This is a genomic window from Mycolicibacterium brisbanense (assembly GCF_001570425.1).
In the GTDB taxonomy this organism is placed as follows: Bacteria; Actinomycetota; Actinomycetes; order Mycobacteriales; family Mycobacteriaceae; genus Mycobacterium; species Mycobacterium brisbanense.
The window spans coordinates 284,416-305,032 of record NZ_BCSX01000053.1; the positions used below are offsets into that span (position 1 = coordinate 284,416).

Genomic DNA, 20,617 nt, shown 5'->3' on the forward strand with positions numbered 1-20,617 from the left:
CACCGTCCAGCGCTGTCGTCGAGGCAGGAGATGTCCAGTGGTTGCGATGAAGCCGATCCACGACTGGGCCGGTGAACCCGGCGAGCTGGTGTCGTGGCACCCGTCGCGCGCCTCGGTGGCCAAGGTGCGCGAGGCGCCGGTCAGCGACGTGCCCGTGAGCTACCAGCAGGAACAACACCTGCTCGCATACCGCAAGCACCGGGCGCACGGTACCGACATGGCCCGGCTCAACATCCCGGCGTGGGACATACCCGGCCGCTGCGACATCCGCGCGATGACGCATGTCATCAACGCGTACCTGCGCAGGCATGACACGTTCCACAGCTGGTTCGAGTACACCGACGACCATCGCATCCTCCGGCACACGGTGGCCAACCCGCGCGACATCAAGTTCGTGCCCACCCAGCACGGTGAGATGTCGGCGAGCCAGTGGCGCGACCACATCCTCGCCACCCCCGATCCGTGGCAATGGGACTGCTTTCACTTCGGAATCATCCAGCGCCCTGGGCATTTCACGATGTACATCAGCGTCGACCACGTCCACACCGATGCCATGTTCATGGGTTTGGCGTTCGTCGAGATCCACATGATGTACCACGCGCTGGTCCATGGGGCGGCGCCGCTGCAGCTGCCGGAGGCCGGCAGCTATGACCGGTACTGCGTGCAGCAACGGGAATTCACCGCAGGCCTCGACGGGGATTCCCCGGAGATCCGCGACTGGATGAGCTTCCTGGAGGCCAATGACGGGACGCTGCCGCGCTTTCCGTTGCCCCTGGGAGATCCGTCGGTGCCGTACACCGGGGACGTCGTCACCGTGGAGTTGCTCGACAAGGAGCAGGGGGACCGGTTCGAGTCGGCCTGCATGGCGGCAGGCGCGCGGTTCAGCGGTGGGGTCTTCGCCTGCGGGGCACTGGCGCAGTACGCGTTGACCGGTGCCGAGACCTACAGCGTCATCACGCCGACGACCACTCGCCGCACCGAAACCGAGTTCATGACGACGGGCTGGTTCACCGGGCTGGTGCCCATCACGGTGCCGGTGTCGACGGCGTCGTTCGCGGCGACGGCCCGTGCCGCGCAGCTGTCGTTCGACGGCGGCATGGATCTGGCGCACGTCCCGTTCGAGCGGGTGCTCGAATTGGCCGACCCGCAGAGCGGCATCCGGCCTCCCGATCCCGGCGTCCCCATGCTGTCGTATCTGGATGCCGGTCTGCTCTCGCCCGGCGTGATCGGCGAGTGGCAGCGCCTGGGCGGCACCATCTACAGCGACTCCCGCTCGGCGTACCAGGTCGGCATGTGGGTCAACCGGGTCGAAGACCGGACCACGGTGACCGCGGCGTTCCCGAGCAACCCGATCGCCCGGGAATCGGTGCTGCGCTACCTCGACGCGATGAAGGCGGCGTACCTGCGGGTGATCGAGGGCCACGACACGGTACGACCGTTCGCCGACGTCGACGACCTCGACCTGAAAACAGCGTGAGCATGGCAGACGACCGGCTCGAATTCACCGACCAGGCGATGTTTCTGGGCTTGCGCGCCACCGGCCAGGAAGCCGTCATGCAGTGCGTGTGGATCTACGAACGACCGGTCGACTACGACGGCCTCCGGCGGTTCCACGCGGGTATGGGTTATGGGCTGTTCGGCAGGCGGATTGAGCGCTCGCCTTTGCCTTTCGGCAGGCACCGCTGGGTCTGCATGCCGGGTCCCCAGGCGCGGTTGGACATCGCCGAACCGCGTGACCGCGCGGAACTGGGCCGCTGGGTGGACGAGCGGGCGGCGCTGCCGCTGGACCCCGAGCACGGTCCCGGGTGGCACATGGGTGTGCTGCCCATGACTGACGGCGCGACCGCGATCAGCCTGGTGGGATCGCATTGCCTGGGTGATGGCGGCGGCGGAATCCTCACGATCTTGGACGCGGTGTACGGCAACAAGACCGACTTCGGTCATCCGCTGCCCGGCTCTCGCAGCCGGCGGCGGGCTATCGGGGCGGACCTGCGCGGCACGCTGCGCGGCGTGCCCGAGGTGGTCCGCACGGTGCGGGCAGCAGTTTCGCTCGCCCGGCGCAGGCGCGACGATATCGCCCGGTCCGGCGCGGCGCGCCCCCGCGTGCTCACGGGTTCGGACGACCGGGTGTACATGCCTGCTGTCACGGCCTACGTCAATCGCGAGGATTGGAATCTCCGCGCGAAAATGCTTGGTGGCAACAGTTATTCGCTGGTCGCGGGGTTCGCGGCGAAGCTCGCGGAGTCGATGGGGCGGGTGCGTGCCGACGACGGTCTGGTGACGCTCAACATCCCGCAGAACGATCGCACCCTCGACCGGGACACGCGCGCCAACGCGGTCCGACTCGTCAATGTCGCGGTCGATCCGACCGGGGTGACTGCCGATCTCACCGGGGCCCGCGCCGCCATCAAGCAGGCGATCAACACCGCCCGCGACACACCGGACGAAACGCTTGTGCTGCTGCCGCTGACCCCGTTCATCCCGAAGCGGGTGGTGCGCAAGATGGCCGATGTCGTGTTCGGGTTCGCGGCCGACCTGCCCGTGTCCTGCTCCAATATGGGCGATGTCCCGTCCGCGCTGGCGATGGCCGACGGCACCGAGGCCGACTACGTGTACTTCCGCGGTGTGGACCGGTACGCCACCCGCCAGGCGATCGAGCAGCGCTGTGGCCTGCTCACGGTGGTGGCCTGCGGGGTGGGCGGCACCATCTCGCTCAGCATCGTCGGTTACCAACCGGGCGCGGAGAACTCCACGCCGTGGCTGCACAGCCTGGTCGGCAAAACCCTGGCGGCGTTCGAACTCACCGGCAAGATCGAGTAGGTCCTGATGACTCAATCTCATTCCCCGACAAGGGTGTCGACGTTACCGGATGATGCTCTGCGGGAGCATCGCCTGGCACTGTGGGACGAGGCCGCCGTGCGCACCATGCGCGCCACCGGCCGGGTCCAGGTCATGCAGTGCACGTGGGTGTACGACCATCCGATCGACTTCGACGGATTGCGCCGGTTCCATGCGAACTTCGGCGGCGGACTCTTCGGCCGCCGAATCGAGCGTTCCCCCTTGCCCTTCGGCCGGTACCGGTGGGTCTCCGCGCTGGGGCCCCAGGCTCCGCTCGATGTTGCCGAGCCGCGCCCGCGGGCACAGATCGGCGACTGGCTCGACGAGCGGGCCCAGCTGCCGATCGACCCCGAGAACGGACCTGGCTGGCACCTCGGTGTGCTGCCGGTGACCGACGGCTCGACTGCGGTCACGGTGGTGGCCTCGCACTGCCTCGGCGACGGCGTCGGGGGAGTGATGGTGATCGCCGACGCGATCGCGGGCCGGCGGCCGGATCTCGGCTACCTGCCACCGAACTCCCGCTCCCGGTGGCGGGCGATAGCGCGCGACATCAGGGAGACCGCGTCGAGCATGCCGGAGGTCGCGCGCACCATTGCCGACGCGGTCAAGCAGCTGCGTGGACAAAATCACCGCGAAGCCGCGCCGGCGGCCGCCAAAGCGGCGGTGCCCGACGGCGACAAACCGATTGTGCCGCCGATGATCTCGGTGTTCGTCGACCTGGACGACTGGAACGCCCGAGCGCAAGCCGTTGGCGGCAACAGCTATTCGATGCTCGCCGGTTTCGCGGCGAGGCTCGGAGAGCGGATGGGACGCTGCGGCGCCGACGGCAACGTCACGCTGCTGATCGCCGTCAACGATCGCACCGAAGGCGATACCCGGGCCAACGCGATGTCGCTGGCCACAGCGCGAATCGACCCCCTGACGGTCACCACCGACCAGGCTCGCGCCCGCGGCGTCATCCGGCAGGCGTTCACGACCATGCGCGACACGCCTGACGAAACTCTCAAGCTCCTGCCGCTGACCCCGCTGGTGCCCAAGCGGTTGCTGAAACGGGTGGCCGACGGCTTCCTCGCATCCGGTGATCTGCCGGTGTCGTGCTCCAATCTCGGCGACCTCCCGGCCGAGGTGACCCGGGTGGACGGCACCGAGGCCGAGTACATCGTGTTCCGCGGTGTCGACCAGGGCATCACCCGCCAGGAGTTGGCGGACGCCGACGGGCAGCTGGTGCTGGTGTCCGCCCGCGTGGCAGGCAAAGTCTCCATCGGGATCACGGGATACCAAGTGGGAGAACATAATTCGAAGGCCCGACTGGCCGAACTGGCGGCGAAGACCCTTGCCGAGTTCGATCTCACCGCCGAAATCGACTGGAACAGCTGAGAAAGGCTGAATTCGATGACCGATACGACGCTGATTGGTGTGCTGCGGGAACGCGCCAGCCTGCAGCCCGACGACGTTGCCTACACGTATCTGGATTACGACCACGATTCCGAGGGCGTGCCCGTCCCGCTGACCTGGGCGCAGCTCTACCGCAAGGTTCGGGGACTGGCGCACGTTCTGCGCCAGAACGGCTCGGTCGGGGACCGTGCGGTGATCCTGGCTCCGCAGGGCCTCGAATACGTCATCTCGTTCCTGGCCGCGCTGCAGGCCGGCTTCATCGCCGTCCCGTTGTCGGTCCCGATGGGCGGCGTACACGACGAGCGGGTATCGGCGGTGCTCGCCGATTGCCGTCCGTCAGTGATCCTGACCACTTCGCCGTCCACCGCCGAGGTCGCCGAATATGCGGTGCGGCAAGGAGATTGCGCTGAACCCGCGGTCATCGTGGTCGACACGCTCGATCTTGACGCCCGGGTGAAGGCGATCAGCGACCGCGAAGCCCGCCCGGCGACCGCCTACCTGCAGTACACGTCGGGATCGACCCGCACGCCTGCCGGGGTGATGGTCACCAACCGCAATCTGACCGCCAACTTCGAACAGATGATGTGCGACTTCTTCCCGCACTTCGGCAAGGTCCCGCCGCCCGGTACCACCGTGGTCTCCTGGCTGCCCTTCTATCACGATATGGGGCTGATGCTCGGGGTGGTCGCCCCCATCCTCGGCGGCTGGCACACGGTGTTCACCACACCGCTGCAGTTCCTGGCCAAGCCCGCCCGCTGGCCTCAGCTGATGGCGCGTTATCCCCGTGCGCTGACGGCCGGCCCCAACTTCGCCTTCGAGCTCGCCGCAGCCCGCACCGCCGACGAGGACATGGCCGGTCTGGACATGGGTGACGTGCTCGCGGTGATGAGCGGTAGCGAACGCGTTCACGAGGCCACCCTGCGGCGCTTCGCGCAGCGGTTCGCGAAATTCGGTTTCCGCGAAGAGGTGCTGCGGCCGTCCTACGGTCTGGCCGAGGCGACGCTCTACGTCGCGACCGGCGAGCCGGGGCCGCCCAGCGTCGTCACCTTCGAACCCGAGAAGCTCTCGGTCGGCCACGCCGAGCGCACCGGTACCGGACCCGGCACGCAGCTGGTCGGGTACGGCACTCCGGAATCGCCGGTGGTCCGCATCGTCGATCCCGATACGCGCCTTGAGGTCCAGGCCGGGGCCATCGGTGAGATCTGGTCGCACGGCGAGAACAACTGCATCGGCTACTGGGAGAAGCCCGAGCAGACCGAGCACACGTTCCGGGCCACCCTGGCCGATCCGTCGGCGGGCACGCCGGAAGGACCGTGGCTGCGCACGGGGGATCTCGGCTTTATCTCCGACGGCGAACTGTTCATCATCGGGCGCATCAAGGATCTGCTGATCGTGCGGGGCCGCAACCATTACCCCGACGACATCGAGGCCACGATCGGTGAGATCACCGGCGGACGGGTGGCGGCGATCGCGGTCGAAGAGGACCGCACCGAACAGCTCGTCGCCATCATCGAGGTCAAGAAGCGCGGCGACACCGAAGAAGCGGCAGCGGAGAACCTGCTGAACATCAAACGCGATGTGGCCTCGGCCATTTCGCAGGCGTACGGGCTCAGTGCCGCGGACCTCGTGCTGGTGCCGAGGGGTGCCATCCCGATCACCACCAGTGGCAAGATCCGGCGCGCGTCGTGTGTCGAGCAGTACCGCAACGACCAGTTCGACCGCCTCGACGAGAGGATCGCGTAGCAGAACTTGTTGGCTTTCCTGAGCGGCCTGAGAACCCGCGGCGTATTCGCCGACGGGTTCTTCGCTGTCCTCGGTCGGCTGGTCGTCCGGCGGCCCGTGCTGATCATCGTGGCCTGGGTGGCCCTCGCCGTGACACTGCTGCTGGCGGTGCCGCCCCTGGCCGTGGTTGCCCAGAAGAACCCACCGGATCTGCTGCCGGCCGACTCGCCGGTCCTGGTGGCCAGCCAACACATGCAGAACGCCTTTCACGAAGCTGCCGCGGGCAACTTCGCCGTCGTCGTCCTGACCGACGAGAACGGCCTGTCACCGGCCGACGAGGACACCTACCGGGATCTGGTCGACAAGCTCAAGGGCAACTCGAGCGTGACCTCGACGCAGAACTTCATCGACATCCCCGAGCTGCGTCAGGTGATGACCAGCGAGGACAAGAAGGCGTGGACGCTGCCCATCAGCCTGTCCGGAACGATGGGCACCGGGCCCGGTCAGGCGGCCTACCGCAGCGCCATCGACACCGTGCACGACTCGACGCGCGACTCAGCGCTGACGGTCAACGTCGTGGGTGCGGCTGCCACGTTCGACGACATCGACAAGGTCGGGGCGCGCGATCAGCACCTCATCGAGATCTCGACCGTGGTGCTGGTGCTGACCATCCTCATCGTGGTCTACCGCAATCTGGTCGCGATGCTGATGCCGCTGCTCACCATCGGCGTCTCGATGGTGGTGGCCCAACAAGTGGTGGCGGCCCTGGGCGAGGTGGGTCTGGGGCTCGGCCCCCAGACCATCGTCTTGATGACGGCGATGCTGATGGGCGCCGGGACCGACTACGCGGTCTTCCTCTTCAGTCGCTACCAGGAGTGTCTGCGCGACGGCGTCAGCTCGGACATCGCCGTCGCGACCGCCCTCAAGTCGATCGGTGAGGTGATCGCAGGCTCGGCAGCAACGGTCGCGGTCACGTTCCTGGGCCTGAGCTTCGCGCACCTGGGTGCCTTCGCGACGGTCGGGCCCGCGCTGGCCGTCACCATCGCGTTCGGCTTCCTGGCGTCGATCACCATGCTTCCGGCGCTGATGGTGCTGGCCGGGCGGCGGGGTTGGGTGAAGCCCCGCAAGGATGTGACGGGCAGATTCTGGCGACGCTCCGGCGTGCATGTGGTGCGGCGGCCGGTGCTGCACCTGGTGTCGAGCCTCGTCATCCTCGTGGCGTTGGCCGGCTGCGCGGCGATGGTCAAGTTCAATTACGACGACCGCAAGCTGCTGCCCGCCGACTCGTCGAGCAACCGCGGCTACGAGGCCATGGACAAGCACTTCCCGGTCAGCAGCACGTTGCAGCAGTTCCTCCTGATCGAGTCACCGCAGGATCTGCGCAGCCCGAAAGCTCTTGCCGATCTGGAACAGATGGCCCAGCGCGTCAGCCAGGTCCCCGACATCGACAAGGTCCGCGGCATCACCAGGCCCACCGGTGAAGTCCTCGAACAAGCCAAGGCCACCTATCAGGCCGGCGAGGTCGGGGCCAAGCTACGCGACGCCTCCGACCTCATCGAGAGCAACAACGCCAACCTCGACAAACTGGCCGGTGGTGCGCATCAACTGGCCGACGGGCTGGGGGAGATCCGCACGCAGGTGCTCACCGCGGTCGGCTCGGTTCGCGGACTCGTGGGTGCACTCACCGACCTGCAGACCCAGTTCGGTGGGTCCAAGACGCTCGCCGACATCGACAAGAAGGCCACACTCGTGGCCAATATGCGTTCGCTGGGTGGAGCGCTGAATAAGAATGTCGCGCAAGTCAAAGACCTCTACAACTGGGCGATGCCTGCGGTCACGGCTCTGAACGCCAGCCCGGCATGCAACATCGACCCGGCGTGTGTGTCCTCGCGCGCCGATCTGCAACGCGTCGTCGCCGCCTACGACGACAGCAGCGTCAACACCCTCACCGATCTGGGCAAGCAGCTGGAGGCCACCGACGGCAGCGACACCCTCGACGACTCCATCCGCGGATTGGGGACGACGGTGACCAAGGTGACCAATGCCCTGCAGCAATTGGGGATGAGCGATCCCAGCGGCCTGCAGCAGAAGATCTCGTCCGCGATCGACGGCGCCAACCTCCTGGCGGATTCCAGCCGCCAGCTCGCCGACGGGGTCCAACTGCTGGTCGATCAGACGAAAGGCATGGGTACCGGCTTGGACCAGGGCTCGGCCTTCCTGCTCGGCATGAAGCGCGATGCAGCCAGCCCGCCGATGTCGGGGTTCTACATCCCGCCGGAGATCCTGACGCAGGCCGAATTCGAGAAGGCCGCCAAGCTGTTCGTCTCCGACGACGGCCACACCGTGCGCTATCTGGTTCAGACGGCCCTCAACCCGTTCGGCAGCTCGGCGATGGACCAGATCGAACAGATCCTGGCAGCAGCCGAGAGTGCCAAACCGAATACGACGTTGTCCGATGCGAAGATCTCGATGGTCGGGTTCTCGGCCGTCAACCGCGACGTCCGCGGCTACTACAACGCTGACATCCGCTACATCGTGTGCGTCACGCTGATCGTGGTGTTCCTGATCCTGGTCGCCCTGCTGCGCGCGATCGTGGCACCGCTGTACCTCGTGATTTCGGTTGTGCTGTCCTATCTTTCGGCGCTGGGCATCGGCGTCGTGTTCTTCCAGTTCATCCTGGGCCAGGAACTGTCATGGACAGTTCCTGGAATGGCCTTCCTGGTTCTCGTGGCGGTAGGCGCCGATTACAACCTGCTGCTCATCTCCCGAATACGCGACGAGTCCAAACTGGGGATCCCCTCCGGCGTCATCCGCACGGTGGGCGCGACGGGGGGCGTGATCACCTCCGCCGGTCTCATCTTCGCCGCGTCGATGCTCGCGCTGACGGTCAGCCACATCGCGAGCATCGTGCAGATCGGGTTCATCATCGGCGTCGGTCTGCTGCTCGACACATTCCTGGTCCGGACCATCACGGTGCCCGCCGCGGCGGTGCTGATCGGGAAATTCAACTGGTGGCCGTCGAAAGGCAGGCATGCCCACGGTCACGCGGTCGGGCACGAGAACGACGACGCAGAGTCAGCGGCCGACGATGAACGGGAGTTGGCCGACGCGGCAGGCGGACGCTGAGCCGCTCAGCGCTGACCGTGCATCGAGAGCCAGCGCGTCTTGATGCGCCACGAATGTGCCGAGGCCAGCGCGAACACCGCACCGCACATGCAGGCGAACAGCCAGACGAATTTGCCGTTCTCCCATGGCTGCAGCACGGGGAAGCACGCGGTGGTGATCCGCACCGCGCAGGCCAGGATGCCGCTGACGGAGGCGATGAGGTAGATGTTCGCGATCCGCCGGGACCGCGGGTCCCTGCGCAGCACCATCATGGCCCGGGCGCCGTAGAGCAACAGGTAGGTCAGCGTGCCGCACAGCAGAATCCAGTACGCGCTGAGCCAGAAGTCGGTGGGCACCGTGAAGAAGTCGGCGCGATAGACCTTGGCGCCGTTGCCCAGCGAGAACGTCGCGAGCAGCAGCGGGATGCACAGGGTCGCGGGCCGCTCGACGTACTGCTTGAACGACCGCTGCATCGCATCGTCGTCCTGCAACCGGCCGAGGGTGTTGTAGACGATGGCCGACGCGGCCACGATGTAGCAGTCGTGGCCGATGTAATCCTCGACGTTCCACTTCCCGGTCAGCTCATGGAGCACGTGGCCGAGGGTTTCCGAGGCGAGCGGCGACATCAGCAGCACCGCCAAGCCCTGAAGGGCGATGTTGAGGGTGGCCGCGACCTCCCACCGGCACGACCACGTGACGCGCCGGATCCACAAGCTCCAGGCAATGCACCCGAGGGTGATCGTTATGAGCACGGCTACTGACATCGGACAGTCGTTTCGACGAGATTCAACGGATAGCTGATTGTATTGCTAAAGCGGCGGTGCGTCGGCGCGAGGCGCTAATTCGGACAACTTTGCCGGACGCGCCGTGCGCGTCCTGGTGTCCGACGGCGCGACGGTCACCGGCGCCGACTCCATGTAGTGCCAGACTTCCTGGCGACTCATCAGTCCGAACCTGATCTGGAGGTCGGGATAACTGAGTCCAAAACGGTCCGCGACCTGCCTGAGCTCCTCGGCATTGGGGTAGTCGGACTCTTTGATGCGCCGATAGTAGGTGCTGCTGGACGTGCCGAGCGCGGTGTAGATGGCCTTCGCGTCTATCTCGCCGTCGAGCAGGTAGTCCAGCAGTGCCTTGAGTTGCCTGCCGTTCTCATCGGTGCGGGGCATCACCACACCATAGACCCGATCATCGAGTTTGGGCAGACTGAATCGGTTTGCTCACAGCTATTTCTTTATTGACACGCATGTCAGACTTTTGGCACTACTCTCCCAAAATTGGGACAGTGTGGCTAACGTGATCCTCATGGTCGCTCCGCTGCTGCACCCCGGTACCACGAGCTGGTTTTCCGATTACCCCACCGCGACGCCGTCGCGGGAATCCGATTTGGCGACGATGACAAGTGCGCTCGACTATGTACTCGGCGCAGAACTGGCCGGCGCCAGCGCGGCCATGGGCAGCAGTGCCGAGGCGATGCTGCTGGCCGCACTGGGGCGCACTGTAGCCCGCACCATCGGTGAGGGCGTGCTCGACGTCGACGTCGACGGTGCGACGGTGCACCGGGCCTCGGTGGCCTGCAGTGCGCACCGGAGCCTGTCCGGGTACGACCTGCTGACGACGGTCAGCCGTGCGGCCCCGTCCCACGAGCGCTCGTGCGCCGACGTCCAGTTCAGTTACGACGAGGCAGACCGAGGGTCCACGACACGCACCGGATATTTGCTCTCGCTACACGTGCACCCTGATTCCGGGACCGGGGTGCAACTCGAATGGACGTATGACACGCGTGCTTTCGATCCGGCTACGGTCGCGGAACTGACCGAGCAGTTCCCGTTCGCACTCATCGAGGTGACCTCCGGCTAGTTGCCGCCTGCGCGATTTGCACCGCTCATTAGACTGATCAAAACGGCGTCGATCCGGCCATCACCGGGGAGCCTCCGGAAGAACGGCTGCGACGCAGCTCAGTAGAACCGGGCGGGTGGGCCCGTCATCGCCCGATAGTTGAGCGGCGCGCGTTTTTCGCGTGCAAGCGGGGTGGTACCGCGGCGCTCGCGCACCTGCGCGACGTCGTCCCCGTGCCTTGAACACAGTTGGGCCTGCGGGCGCAACACAGGCACAGGAGACGAAGACGTGAGCGCCTATCCCAAGCCCGTCGCACCGAATTTTCCGGAGCGCGAACTTGAGGTGCTGGACTACTGGGCCGGCGATGACACGTTCCGGGCCAGCATCGCCCGCCGCGACGACGCACCGGAGTACGTCTTCTACGACGGGCCGCCGTTCGCGAACGGCCTGCCGCACTACGGCCACCTGCTGACCGGCTACGTCAAGGACATCGTGCCCCGCTACCGCACGATGCGCGGCTACAAGGTCGAGCGCAGGTTCGGCTGGGACACCCACGGCCTGCCCGCCGAGCTCGAGGTCCAGCGGCAGCTGGGCATCGCCGACAAGGCGCAGATCGAGGCGATGGGTATCGAGAAGTTCAACGACGCCTGCCGGGCCTCGGTGCTCAAGTACACCGACGAATGGCGCGCCTACGTCACCAGGCAGGCCCGCTGGGTCGACTTCGACAACGACTACAAGACCTTGGATCCCACCTTCATGGAGTCGGTGATCTGGGCCTTCAAGCAGTTGTGGGACAAGGGCCTGGCCTACGAGGGCAACCGGGTGCTGCCGTACTGCTGGAACGACGAGACCCCGCTGTCCAACCACGAGCTGCGCATGGACGACGACGTCTACCAGAGCCGCCAGGATCCCGCGGTCACCGTCGGGTTCGCGGTGACCGACGGCCCGCTCAAGGGCGCCCATCTGCTGATCTGGACGACGACGCCGTGGACCTTGCCGTCCAACCAGGCCGTCGCCGTCAACCCTGACATCACCTACGTGGTGGTGCAGGGCTCCGAAGGACGGCGTTATGTGCTCGCGGAGGCCCGGCTGGCCGCCTACGCCCGCGAGCTGGGGGATGAGCCGGAGGTGCTCGGCACCTACCCCGGCCGGGAGCTGCTGGGCACGCAGTACCTGCCGCCATTCCCGTATTTCATGGACTCGCCCAACGCTTTTCGCGTGCTCGCGGCCGACTTCGTCAGCACCGAGGACGGTACGGGCATCGTGCACATGGCGCCGGCGTACGGCGAGGACGACAAGGCCACGGCCGATACCGCCGACATCGTCGCCGTCACACCCGTGGACTCCAAGGGCCGGTTCGACGCATCGGTTCCCGACTACGCGGGTCAGCATGTGTTCGAAGCCAATTCGCAGATCATCCGGGATCTGAAGAACGGTGACGGATCGGCAGGCGCCAACGGCGCGATCCTCCTGCGGCACGAGACCTACGAGCACTCCTACCCGCACTGCTGGCGGTGCCGTAACCCGCTGATCTACCGCGCCGTATCGTCATGGTTCATCAAGGTGACCGAGTTCCGCGACCGGATGGTCGAGCTCAACAAGGAGATCACCTGGTACCCCGAGCACGTCAAGGACGGTCAGTTCGGCAAGTGGCTGTCCAACGCGCGTGACTGGTCGGTATCGCGAAACCGGTACTGGGGCAGCCCCATTCCGGTGTGGAAGTCCGATGACCCGGCGTATCCGCGCATCGACGTGTACGGCAGCCTCGACGAGCTCGAGCGCGACTTCGGGGTGCGCCCGACGAATCTGCACCGGCCGTACATCGACGAGCTGACCCGGCCCAACCCCGACGACCCGACCGGCAAGTCCACCATGCGCCGCATCGAGGACGTCTTCGACGTGTGGTTCGACTCAGGATCCATGCCGTATGCGCAGGTGCACTATCCGTTCGAGAACCAGGCCTGGTTCGATGGCGTCGGCGGTGCTGAGGCTCACTTCCCGGGCGACTTCATCGTCGAGTACATCGGGCAGACCCGCGGCTGGTTCTACACCATGCACGTGCTGGCCACCGCGCTGTTCGACAAGCCCGCATTCAAAACCTGTGTGGCACATGGGATCGTGCTCGGCAACGACGGCCAGAAGATGAGCAAGTCGCTGCGCAACTATCCCGATGTCAGCGAGGTGTTCGACCGCGACGGGTCCGACGCCATGCGGTGGTTCCTGATGGCCTCGCCGATCCTGCGGGGCGGCAACCTCATCGTCACCGAACAGGGTATCCGCGAGGGCGTGCGTCAGGTGCTGCTGCCGCTGTGGAACGCCTACAGTTTCCTGGCGCTCTACGCGCCGGAGCGAGGGACATGGCGCACCGATTCCACCAACGTCCTCGACCGCTACATCCTGGCCAAGCTCGCGCAGTTGCGCGATGATCTGACCGCATCGCTGGACGTCTGCGACATCTCCGGGGCGTGCGACGAGTTGCGGCAGTTCACCGAAGCGTTGACGAACTGGTATGTGCGCCGGTCACGTTCGCGCTTCTGGGAGGAGGACGCCGACGCCATCGACACCCTGCACACCGTGCTGGAGGTGACCAGCAGGCTCGCCGCTCCGCTGCTGCCGCTGGCCACCGAGGTGATCTGGCGCGGGCTGACCGACGGGCGGTCGGTGCACCTGACCGACTGGCCGGAGGCCGACGTGCTGCCCAAGGATCCCGATCTGGTCGCGGCGATGGACCAGGTGCGTGAGGTGTGCTCGGTGGGCTCATCGCTGCGCAAGGCCAAGAAGCTGCGGGTGCGGCTGCCGCTGCCGAAATTGACTGTGGCCGTGGAGAATCCGCAGGCGCTCGCGCCGTTCGGTGATCTGATCGCCGACGAACTGAACGTCAAGGCGGTCGACCTGACCGACAACATCGATGCCTACGGCAAGTTCGAGCTCGCGGTCAACGCCAGGGTCGCCGGACCCCGGATCGGCAAGGACGTACAGGCCGCCATCAAGGCCGTCAAGGCGGGCGAGGGTGCGGTCAATCCCGACGGCACGCTGACCGCGGGCCCTGTGGTGCTGCAGCCGGCCGAATACACCTCCAAACTCGTTGCGGCGGACCCGGAATGGACATCGGCGCTACCCGACGGGGCCGGGCTGGTGGTGCTCGACGGCACGGTGACCGAGGAACTCGAAGCCGAAGGCTGGGCCAAGGACCGCATCCGCGAGCTTCAGGAACTGCGCAAGACGACGGGACTGGAGGTCTCCGACCGGATCGCGGTGCGGATGGCGGTGCCCGCGGAGTTCGCCGCATGGGCAGACACCCACCGCGACCTCATCGCCGGCGAGATCTTGGCCACGAGTTTCGAATTCGCCGACGCCGTCGATGGTTCCGAGATCGGCGATGGCGTGCGGGTGGCGATCGCGAAGGCGTGAGTGTCAGCCTGGTGCGCCGCGCCGAAAGTGAGCTTGTGTGCGAGATTTTCCGACTTTTTGACACATAAGTTCACACTCGGCGTACGAGACGCGAGTCAGCCGTGGACGACCCGCGCCGTACGGCCTTCGAGCGACACCGTGTCGCCCGGGTGTAGCTGGCGGCCGCGCCGCAACTCGACGTCGCCGTTGACGGTGACGAGCCCGTCGGCGATCACCGCTTTGGCATCGGCGCCGGTGTCGATCAGCGACGCCAGTTTGAGGAACTGGCCGAGGCGGATCGACGCGTCACGGATCGGGACCTCATCGGATGCCATGCCGGTCAGGTTAGCGCCATAGCATCGACAGGTATGGCGGGCAGCAGGTTCCACACGGGCGGACGCTGGGTCCTGCATCTCGACATGGACGCATTTTTCGCGTCCGTCGAGCAGCTCACCCGGCCGACGCTGCGCGGGCGCCCTGTGCTGGTGGGCGGTCTCGGCGGGCGCGGCGTCGTCGCAGGCGCCAGCTACGAGGCCAGGCGGTACGGCGCTCGGTCCGCGATGCCGATGCACCAGGCGCGCCGTTTGGTCGGTGCCCCCGCGGTGGTACTCCCGCCGCGTGGTGCGGTGTACAGCGTGGCCAGCCGCCGGGCACTCGACACGGTCCGCAGTGTGGTTCCGGTCGTCGAGCAGCTGTCGTTCGACGAGGCGTTCGGCGAGCCGGCCGAGCTTGCGGGTGCTTCGGCCGCCGAGGTCGAGGAGTTCTGTCAGCGGTTGCGCGCCAAGGTGCGCGAGCACACCGGGCTGGTGGCCTCCGTCGGGGCCGGTTCGGGTAAGCAGATCGCCAAGATCGCATCAGGCCTGGCGAAACCGGACGGGGTGCGGGTGGTCAGCCGCGACGAGGAACGGGTCCTGCTCGACGGGTTGCCGGTCCGGAGGTTGTGGGGGATCGGCCCGGTCGCGGAGGAGAAACTGCACCGGTTGGGCATCGAGACCGTCGGCGCCTTCGCAGCCTTGTCCGAGACCGAGGTGGCGAGCGTGCTCGGCGCGACGGTCGGTCCTGCGCTGCATCAGCTGGCCCGGGGGATCGATGACCGGCCGGTGACCGAACGGGCCGAGGCCAAGCAGATCAGCGCCGAGTCGACGTTTCCCGAGGACCTTGTCACCCTCGCCCAGCTTCAGGACGCCATCGGCCCCATCGGTGAGCACGCGCACCGGCGCCTGGAGAAGGACGGCCGCGGCGCGCGAACCGTCACGGTCAAGCTCAAGCGGTCTGACATGAGCACGCTGACCCGGTCGGCCACGCTGGGCTATGCCACCACCGAGGCCGCCACTCTCATCGGCACCGCGCGCCGACTGCTGCTCGACCCGGTCGAGGTCGGCCCGATTCGTCTTGTCGGCGTGGGCTTTTCGGGCTTATCAGACACCCGGCAGGAGTCCCTGTTCCCGGATCTGGAGCAGCCAGAAGAGGTCTGGGACACCCAGCCTCACGTCGATGCGGGTCCCGCGGCTGCGACTGTGTGGCGCATCGGGGACGACGTCATGCACCCGGAGCACGGCTTCGGCTGGATCCAGGGTGCCGGCCACGGTGTGATGACCGTTCGATTCGAAACGCGGGCGTCAGGGCCGGGGCCCACCCGCACGTTCGCGGCGGACACGCCCGGTCTGAGCCGGGCCAATCCGATCGACAGCCTGGCCTGGGAGGACTACCTCGAGGGGCTCGGGCGGACGTGAGGAGCAAAAGCGCGCGGCGGACGTGAGGAGCAAAAGGGCGCGGCGGACGTGAGGAGCAAAAGGGCGCGGCGGACGTGAGGAGCAAAAACGGCAGCCGACTACCAGAGCACGCCGTAGGTCGACGACAGCACGAAGCCGTGCTGCCCGTAGGTCTTGCATGTCACGGTGCCCTGATGCCCGACGCCGCAGCTGGCGCCCCAGTTCTCGAGCCTCTGCCCTTCGGGCAGGACATCCACATCGCGGGTGAATCTGGCGTTGTCGGAGTGCTGGTACTCGGCGGGTCCTGCGCTGTTGACCACGGTCTGGTTGGTTCCGGCAGGCGCATCGGTGGGCACGGCGTCACAGCCCACCGGGCCGCCGTTGGGGCCGATGCCGCAGTGCCTACCGTCCGGGGTCTTGAAGAAGATCCAGTAGAAGTCGCCGGGTGCGGCCGACGAGAACGAGCCGCGGGCACTCGGATAGCTGTCGATGTCGTCGGCACCGGGTGGCGGCTGGGCGCCTGCGGACGGCGCGGCCGCCAGGGCCAGTGCCGCGGCCGCGAGCGCCATAGCTAAGCGGTACAGCATGCCTTCCATTGAACCGAAGCGGTCAACCCCACTGGCCGATGATGCCGCTCACCGGTTGCCCCGAGGCCAGCGCCGCCATCAGCAACACCCGGGCCTGCCCGGGCCGCAACCGTCGCGCCAGAACCGCGCCTGCGTCGAGGAGGCGTTGCCCCGGTCCGTAGTCGGGGCTGACCGGTCCGTCGGGCACCCGGGTGGACACTGTGACGGTCACCCCCTCGGCGGTGAGCCTGCGAACTCCTTCGATCACGGGTTCACCTGCGTTGCCCGACCCCATCGCCTCCAGCACGATCCCGCGGGCCCCGGCGGCCGCGCACGCCTCCATGGCGGCTGCGTCGCTGCCCGGATAGACCGCGACGATGTCGACGCGGGGCGCGCAGCCCGCGGTCAATCCGCTCAACTGGGGCCGCGGCTTGGCGGCACCGGGCTCGAATACACCGGCGGTCACCGCACCGACCGGGGTTCCGGTGAAGCCCGCCAGCTTGATGGTCGAGTCCTTGCGCAGCCCCAGCGGTTGCCACACCGTACCGGCGAACGTGACGAGGACGCCCAGGTCACGGGCGGCTGGGCTGCCCGCCACGATCAGCGCGTCGTGCAGGTTGGCCGGCCCGTCCGAATCTGGCGAATCAGAGCTGCGTTGGGCCCCGGTGAGCACCACCGGGGCGGCTCCCGCATAGGTCAACTCCAGCCACAGGGCGGTTTCCTCCATGGTGTCGGTGCCGTGGGTGATCACCACCCCGTCAGACCCGTCGGCCGCGGTCTCGACCGCATTCCGGATCCGGTCCCAGTCGGCCGGCGTCATCATGGCGCTGTCGGTGGACATCAGATCGACGATCTCGATGTCGGCGGCGACGTCGAGACCGGCGGTCAGGTCGGTGCCCGTGCGCGTCGGGTGTCGCACCCCGGCGCCGTCGGTGCTGGTGGCGATGGTGCCGCCAGTTGTTATGACGGTCAGACTCACGGGCTTGTGCACGGCTCTAGATTGTCGCGCATCGACACTTTGGGATGATGGGGGAGTGACTGAGGAAACCCCCACCCCGGCGGAGCCGGTGACCGAGGCTTCTGGGGATGCGAAATCCCCCGCCCCGCCCCGACGCCGGCTGCCCCTGCTGCTCACAGTTGCCGGGGTGGTGCTGTTCCTCGACGTCGTGACCAAGGTGCTCGCGGTGCGGCTGTTGACGCCTGGTCAGCCGGTGTCGATCATCGGCGACACGGTGACCTGGACGCTGGTCCGCAACTCGGGTGCAGCGTTCTCCATGGCGACCAGCTACACGTGGGTGCTGACGCTCATCGCCACCGGCGTGGTCATCGGCATCGTCTGGATGGGTCGCCGGCTGGTCTCGCCCTGGTGGGCGATCGGCCTTGGCATGATCCTCGGCGGCGCGATGGGCAACCTGGTGGACCGCTTCTTCCGTTCGCCGGGTCCGCTGCGTGGCCACGTCGTCGATTTCTTCTCCGTCGGCTGGTGGCCGGTTTTCAACGTGGCCGATCCATCCGTGGTGGGTGGCGCGATCCTGCTGGTGGCGTTGTCGTTGTTCGGGTTCGACTTCGATACCGTCGGCCGGCGCCAGCCGGACTCGCAGCGTGACGTGGCGAAGCCGAAGACAGAGCAAGCGACGACTGATACTGCCGAGGCAGACACCGCCACCACCGAGAAAGCCGGCGACCAGGACGTTCAGGAGCCGGCCGACGAGTCGAGCCCGGTCGGCCGCCAGGCCGATCAGTCATAGTGGCCACGCGATCGATGCCGGTCCCCGAAGGGCTGGCCGGTATGAGGGTCGACGCCGGTTTGGCGCGGCTGCTGGGGTTGTCCCGGACCGCCGTGGCGGCGCTGACCGAGGACGGTGGCGTCGACCTCGACGGAGCGCCCGCCACCAAATCCGACAAGCTCGTCGCCGGGGCCTGGCTGGAGGTTCGGCTGCCCGAGGCTCCCGCGCCGGTGGAGAACACCCCGGTCGACATCGAGGGCATGGCCATCCTCTACTCCGACGACGACCTTGTCGCAGTGGACAAGCCGCCGGGTGTCGCCGCGCATGCCACAGTCGGCTGGCACGGTCCGACGGTGCTCGGGGGGTTGGCGGCCGCGGGCTTCCGGATCAGCACGTCAGGTATCCACGAGCGGCAGGGCATCGTGCAGCGCCTCGACGTCGGCACCTCCGGGGTCATGGTGGTTGCGCGTTCGGAGCGGGCATACACCGCGCTCAAACGAGCGTTCAAGCAGCGCACCGTCGACAAGCGTTACCACGCTCTGGTGCAGGGACACCCCGACCCGTCGAGCGGCACCATCGACGCTCCGATCGGCAGGCACCGGGGCCATGACTGGAAATTCGCGGTGGTCGAGGACGGCCGCCACAGCGTCACGCACTACGACACGATCGAGGCCTTCCAGGCTGCCAGCCTGGTCGACATCGCACTGGAAACCGGCCGTACCCATCAGATCCGGGTGCATTTCGCCGCACTGCACCACCCGTGCTGCGGTGACCTCACCTACGGCGCCGATCCGACTCTGGCGAAACGGCTCGGGCTCGAGCGCCAGTGGCTGCACGCCCGCTCACTGGCCTTCGCGCACCCGGCCGACGGCCGCCGCATCGAGATCACCAGTCCGTATCCGGCAGACCTGCAGCACGCGCTCGACGTGCTCCGCCGGCACTGATCGTGGGTCAGGCCCATCGCGGACGTGAGGAGCAGATCGCGCTCCGGACCGGGGCGCTCTACGGGGCCGCTGCATACATCTGGTGGGGTCTGTGCCCCGGTTTCTTTCTGCTCCTCCTGCCTGCCGGACCTCTGGAGGTGCTCGCCCACCGCATCGTCTGGAGCGCGGTGTTCCTGCTGGTGGTGCTGGCCGTCGCGCGTCGGCTCGGCGATCTGCGCCGGCTGCGCGCCCGCACCTGGCTGCAACTGCTGGCCGCGGCCGCGCTCATCTCCGTCAACTGGGGCACCTACATCTACGCGGTCACCAACGGCCACGTCGTCGACGCCGCACTCGGGTACTTCATCAACCCGCTGGTGAGTGTGGCGCTCGGGGTCGTGGTGTTCCGGGAGCGCATCAACCGCTGGCAGGCGGTGGCCCTGGCCATCGCCGTGGTAGCCGTCGCGGTGCTGACCGTTCAGGTCGGTGCCCCGCCTTACATCGCGGTCGTGCTGGCCGTGTCGTTCGGCGTCTACGGATTGGTCAAGAAGGTGGTCGCGGCCGATCCACGGGTCAGTGTTGCCGTCGAGACGCTGCTGGCGCTGCCGCTGGCCGCCGGATACCTGATCACCCTCGGTGTGCTGGGGCAGGGGCATTTCCTCAACAACGGCGTCCCGCATGCCGCCCTGTTGGTGCTGGCCGGCCCCGTCACGGCGATTCCGCTGCTGCTGTTCGCCGCCGCCGCGCAACGCCTCCCGATGGTCACCCTGGGAATGCTGTTCTACCTCAACCCGGGTCTGCAGATGGCGTGGGGCGTGTTCATCGGACACGAGCCGATGCCGCTGGGCCGGTGGATCGGGTTCGCGCTGATCTGGCTGGCGCTGATCATCATGACCGCGGGGGCGCTCGGCAAAAGATCTCAAGATTCGGTTGCCGGAACTGTCGATCGAGTGGAGCCGGAATCGTCATCACGGTGACAGGCTGAAAACCACGACACCGGGAGGACACCATGCAGTACTGCCTGCTCATGCACTACCAGGAAGGGCCCGAGGCCGGCCTATCCGACGAGGACATGGCGCCCGCGCGTGCGGCGTTCGCCCGCTACGCCGACGATCTCGACGCGGCGGGTGTGCTGATCGGCACCCAGGTACTCCAATCTGCCTCTGCCACAACCACATACACCGCCCGAAACGGTAAGCCCGAGATTCAGGACGGTCCGTTCGCCGAGACCCGCGAGCGGCTCGGCGGGGTATTCGTCATCGACGTGCCGGATCTGGACGCAGCGCTGCAGTGGGCTGGGCGGTGCCCCGCCGCACAGTGGGGTTCGGTCGAGATCCGCCCCGTTGCGGTCACCTATGCCCGCGGAACCGGCTGGTACACGCCCTGACCGAGTCATCGTCGGCGCA

Annotated in this window: 17 protein-coding genes; 12 read left to right on the top strand and 5 right to left on the bottom strand. The window is 67.1% G+C overall.

What is annotated here, in order from left to right; all coding sequences use genetic code 11:
- Positions 1-37: 37 nt before the first annotated feature.
- From RMCB_RS31505 to RMCB_RS31525, 5 genes are read left to right on the top strand one after another with little or no spacing between them, the layout of a single operon-like run.
- Positions 38-1,477, top strand: coding sequence for a condensation domain-containing protein (locus tag RMCB_RS31505; RefSeq protein WP_165606353.1), 1,440 nt, complete (start codon positions 38-40; stop codon positions 1,475-1,477).
- Between the two features lie 2 nt (positions 1,478-1,479).
- Positions 1,480-2,820 carry a wax ester/triacylglycerol synthase domain-containing protein gene (locus RMCB_RS31510; RefSeq protein WP_062831873.1) on the top strand — a complete coding sequence of 447 codons (1,341 nt, stop codon included), beginning with the start codon at positions 1,480-1,482 and terminating at the stop codon, positions 2,818-2,820.
- 6 nt (positions 2,821-2,826) lie between these two features.
- Complete coding sequence (locus RMCB_RS31515) at positions 2,827-4,215, top strand: WS/DGAT/MGAT family O-acyltransferase (protein WP_062831874.1); 1,389 nt, start codon at positions 2,827-2,829, stop codon at positions 4,213-4,215.
- A 15-nt stretch (positions 4,216-4,230) separates the two neighbouring features.
- On the top strand, positions 4,231-5,976 hold the full coding sequence (locus RMCB_RS31520) for an AMP-binding protein (RefSeq protein WP_062831875.1): 1,746 nt from the start codon (positions 4,231-4,233) through the stop codon (positions 5,974-5,976).
- A 9-nt stretch (positions 5,977-5,985) separates the two neighbouring features.
- Positions 5,986-9,081, top strand: coding sequence for an MMPL/RND family transporter (locus RMCB_RS31525; protein ID WP_407662160.1), 3,096 nt, complete (start codon positions 5,986-5,988; stop codon positions 9,079-9,081).
- Positions 9,082-9,086: 5 nt separating this feature from the next.
- Here the strand turns inward: RMCB_RS31525 and RMCB_RS31530 are convergent, their stop codons facing one another.
- On the bottom strand, positions 9,087-9,824 hold the full coding sequence (locus RMCB_RS31530; RefSeq protein WP_062831876.1) for a hypothetical protein: 738 nt from the start codon (positions 9,822-9,824) through the stop codon (positions 9,087-9,089).
- Positions 9,825-9,869: 45 nt separating this feature from the next.
- Entirely contained in the window at positions 9,870-10,226 is a 357-nt protein-coding gene (locus RMCB_RS31535) for a transcriptional regulator (RefSeq protein WP_062831907.1), read from the bottom strand.
- Positions 10,227-10,362: 136 nt separating this feature from the next.
- Between RMCB_RS31535 and RMCB_RS31540 the strand changes: the two genes are divergently transcribed.
- Both RMCB_RS31540 and ileS read left to right on the top strand, forming a co-directional pair.
- The gene (locus RMCB_RS31540; protein WP_063979693.1) at positions 10,363-10,917 is read left to right on the top strand and encodes a hypothetical protein; all 555 of its coding nucleotides are present in this window, start codon (positions 10,363-10,365) and stop codon (positions 10,915-10,917) included.
- Between the two features lie 267 nt (positions 10,918-11,184).
- The gene (gene ileS, locus RMCB_RS31545; RefSeq protein WP_062831878.1) at positions 11,185-14,307 is read left to right on the top strand and encodes an isoleucine--tRNA ligase; all 3,123 of its coding nucleotides are present in this window, start codon (positions 11,185-11,187) and stop codon (positions 14,305-14,307) included.
- A 95-nt stretch (positions 14,308-14,402) separates the two neighbouring features.
- On the opposite strand, the gene RMCB_RS31550 is transcribed toward ileS, so the two are convergent.
- Entirely contained in the window at positions 14,403-14,621 is a 219-nt protein-coding gene (locus RMCB_RS31550; protein WP_062831879.1) for an RNA-binding S4 domain-containing protein, read from the bottom strand.
- 33 nt (positions 14,622-14,654) lie between these two features.
- Here RMCB_RS31550 and RMCB_RS31555 point away from each other — a divergent pair, with 33 nt between their 5' ends.
- Complete coding sequence (locus RMCB_RS31555) at positions 14,655-16,019, top strand: DNA polymerase IV (RefSeq protein ID WP_062831880.1); 1,365 nt, start codon at positions 14,655-14,657, stop codon at positions 16,017-16,019.
- 98 nt (positions 16,020-16,117) lie between these two features.
- Here RMCB_RS31555 and RMCB_RS31560 read toward each other — a convergent pair whose 3' ends face one another.
- Together RMCB_RS31560 and RMCB_RS31565 are read right to left on the bottom strand one after the other, a co-directional pair.
- Entirely contained in the window at positions 16,118-16,585 is a 468-nt protein-coding gene (locus RMCB_RS31560; RefSeq protein ID WP_062831908.1) for a hypothetical protein, read from the bottom strand.
- Between the two features lie 22 nt (positions 16,586-16,607).
- The gene (locus RMCB_RS31565) at positions 16,608-17,555 is read right to left on the bottom strand and encodes an asparaginase (protein ID WP_109784486.1); all 948 of its coding nucleotides are present in this window, start codon (positions 17,553-17,555) and stop codon (positions 16,608-16,610) included.
- 43 nt (positions 17,556-17,598) lie between these two features.
- Here RMCB_RS31565 and lspA point away from each other — a divergent pair, with 43 nt between their 5' ends.
- Genes lspA through RMCB_RS31585 form a run of 4 tightly spaced genes read left to right on the top strand, consistent with a single transcriptional unit; the run spans position 17,599 to position 20,598 of the window.
- The gene (gene lspA / locus RMCB_RS31570) at positions 17,599-18,312 is read left to right on the top strand and encodes a signal peptidase II (RefSeq protein ID WP_062831881.1); all 714 of its coding nucleotides are present in this window, start codon (positions 17,599-17,601) and stop codon (positions 18,310-18,312) included.
- Positions 18,312-19,235: an RluA family pseudouridine synthase gene (locus RMCB_RS31575; protein ID WP_062831882.1), complete on the top strand. Its 924-nt coding sequence runs from the start codon at positions 18,312-18,314 to the stop codon at positions 19,233-19,235. The genes lspA and RMCB_RS31575 overlap by 1 nt, the downstream gene beginning before the upstream one ends.
- A gap of 2 nt (positions 19,236-19,237) precedes the next feature.
- The gene (gene rarD, locus RMCB_RS31580) at positions 19,238-20,188 is read left to right on the top strand and encodes an EamA family transporter RarD (RefSeq protein ID WP_234792303.1); all 951 of its coding nucleotides are present in this window, start codon (positions 19,238-19,240) and stop codon (positions 20,186-20,188) included.
- A gap of 32 nt (positions 20,189-20,220) precedes the next feature.
- A complete protein-coding gene (locus RMCB_RS31585; RefSeq protein WP_062831883.1) occupies positions 20,221-20,598 on the top strand; it encodes a YciI family protein in 378 nt (125 codons plus the stop codon).
- The last annotated feature ends 19 nt before the right edge of the window (positions 20,599-20,617 follow it).

Excerpts from the sequence above, each read along its gene's own strand:
- RMCB_RS31560 (WP_062831908.1), bottom strand. The coding sequence starts at position 16,585 with ATGCTGTACCGCTTAGCTATGGCGCTCGCGGCCGCGGCACTGGCCCTG.
- RMCB_RS31535 (WP_062831907.1), bottom strand. The coding sequence starts at position 10,226 with ATGCCCCGCACCGATGAGAACGGCAGGCAACTCAAGGCACTGCTGGAC.
- RMCB_RS31510 (WP_062831873.1), top strand. The coding sequence starts at position 1,480 with ATGGCAGACGACCGGCTCGAATTCACCGACCAGGCGATGTTTCTGGGC.
- RMCB_RS31520 (WP_062831875.1), top strand. The coding sequence starts at position 4,231 with ATGACCGATACGACGCTGATTGGTGTGCTGCGGGAACGCGCCAGCCTG.
- RMCB_RS31530 (WP_062831876.1), bottom strand. The coding sequence starts at position 9,824 with ATGTCAGTAGCCGTGCTCATAACGATCACCCTCGGGTGCATTGCCTGG.
- RMCB_RS31540 (WP_063979693.1), top strand. The coding sequence starts at position 10,363 with ATGGTCGCTCCGCTGCTGCACCCCGGTACCACGAGCTGGTTTTCCGAT.
- RMCB_RS31555 (WP_062831880.1), top strand. The coding sequence starts at position 14,655 with ATGGCGGGCAGCAGGTTCCACACGGGCGGACGCTGGGTCCTGCATCTC.
- RMCB_RS31585 (WP_062831883.1), top strand. The coding sequence starts at position 20,221 with ATGCAGTACTGCCTGCTCATGCACTACCAGGAAGGGCCCGAGGCCGGC.
- RMCB_RS31515 (WP_062831874.1), top strand. The coding sequence starts at position 2,827 with ATGACTCAATCTCATTCCCCGACAAGGGTGTCGACGTTACCGGATGAT.
- RMCB_RS31550 (WP_062831879.1), bottom strand. The coding sequence starts at position 14,621 with ATGGCATCCGATGAGGTCCCGATCCGTGACGCGTCGATCCGCCTCGGC.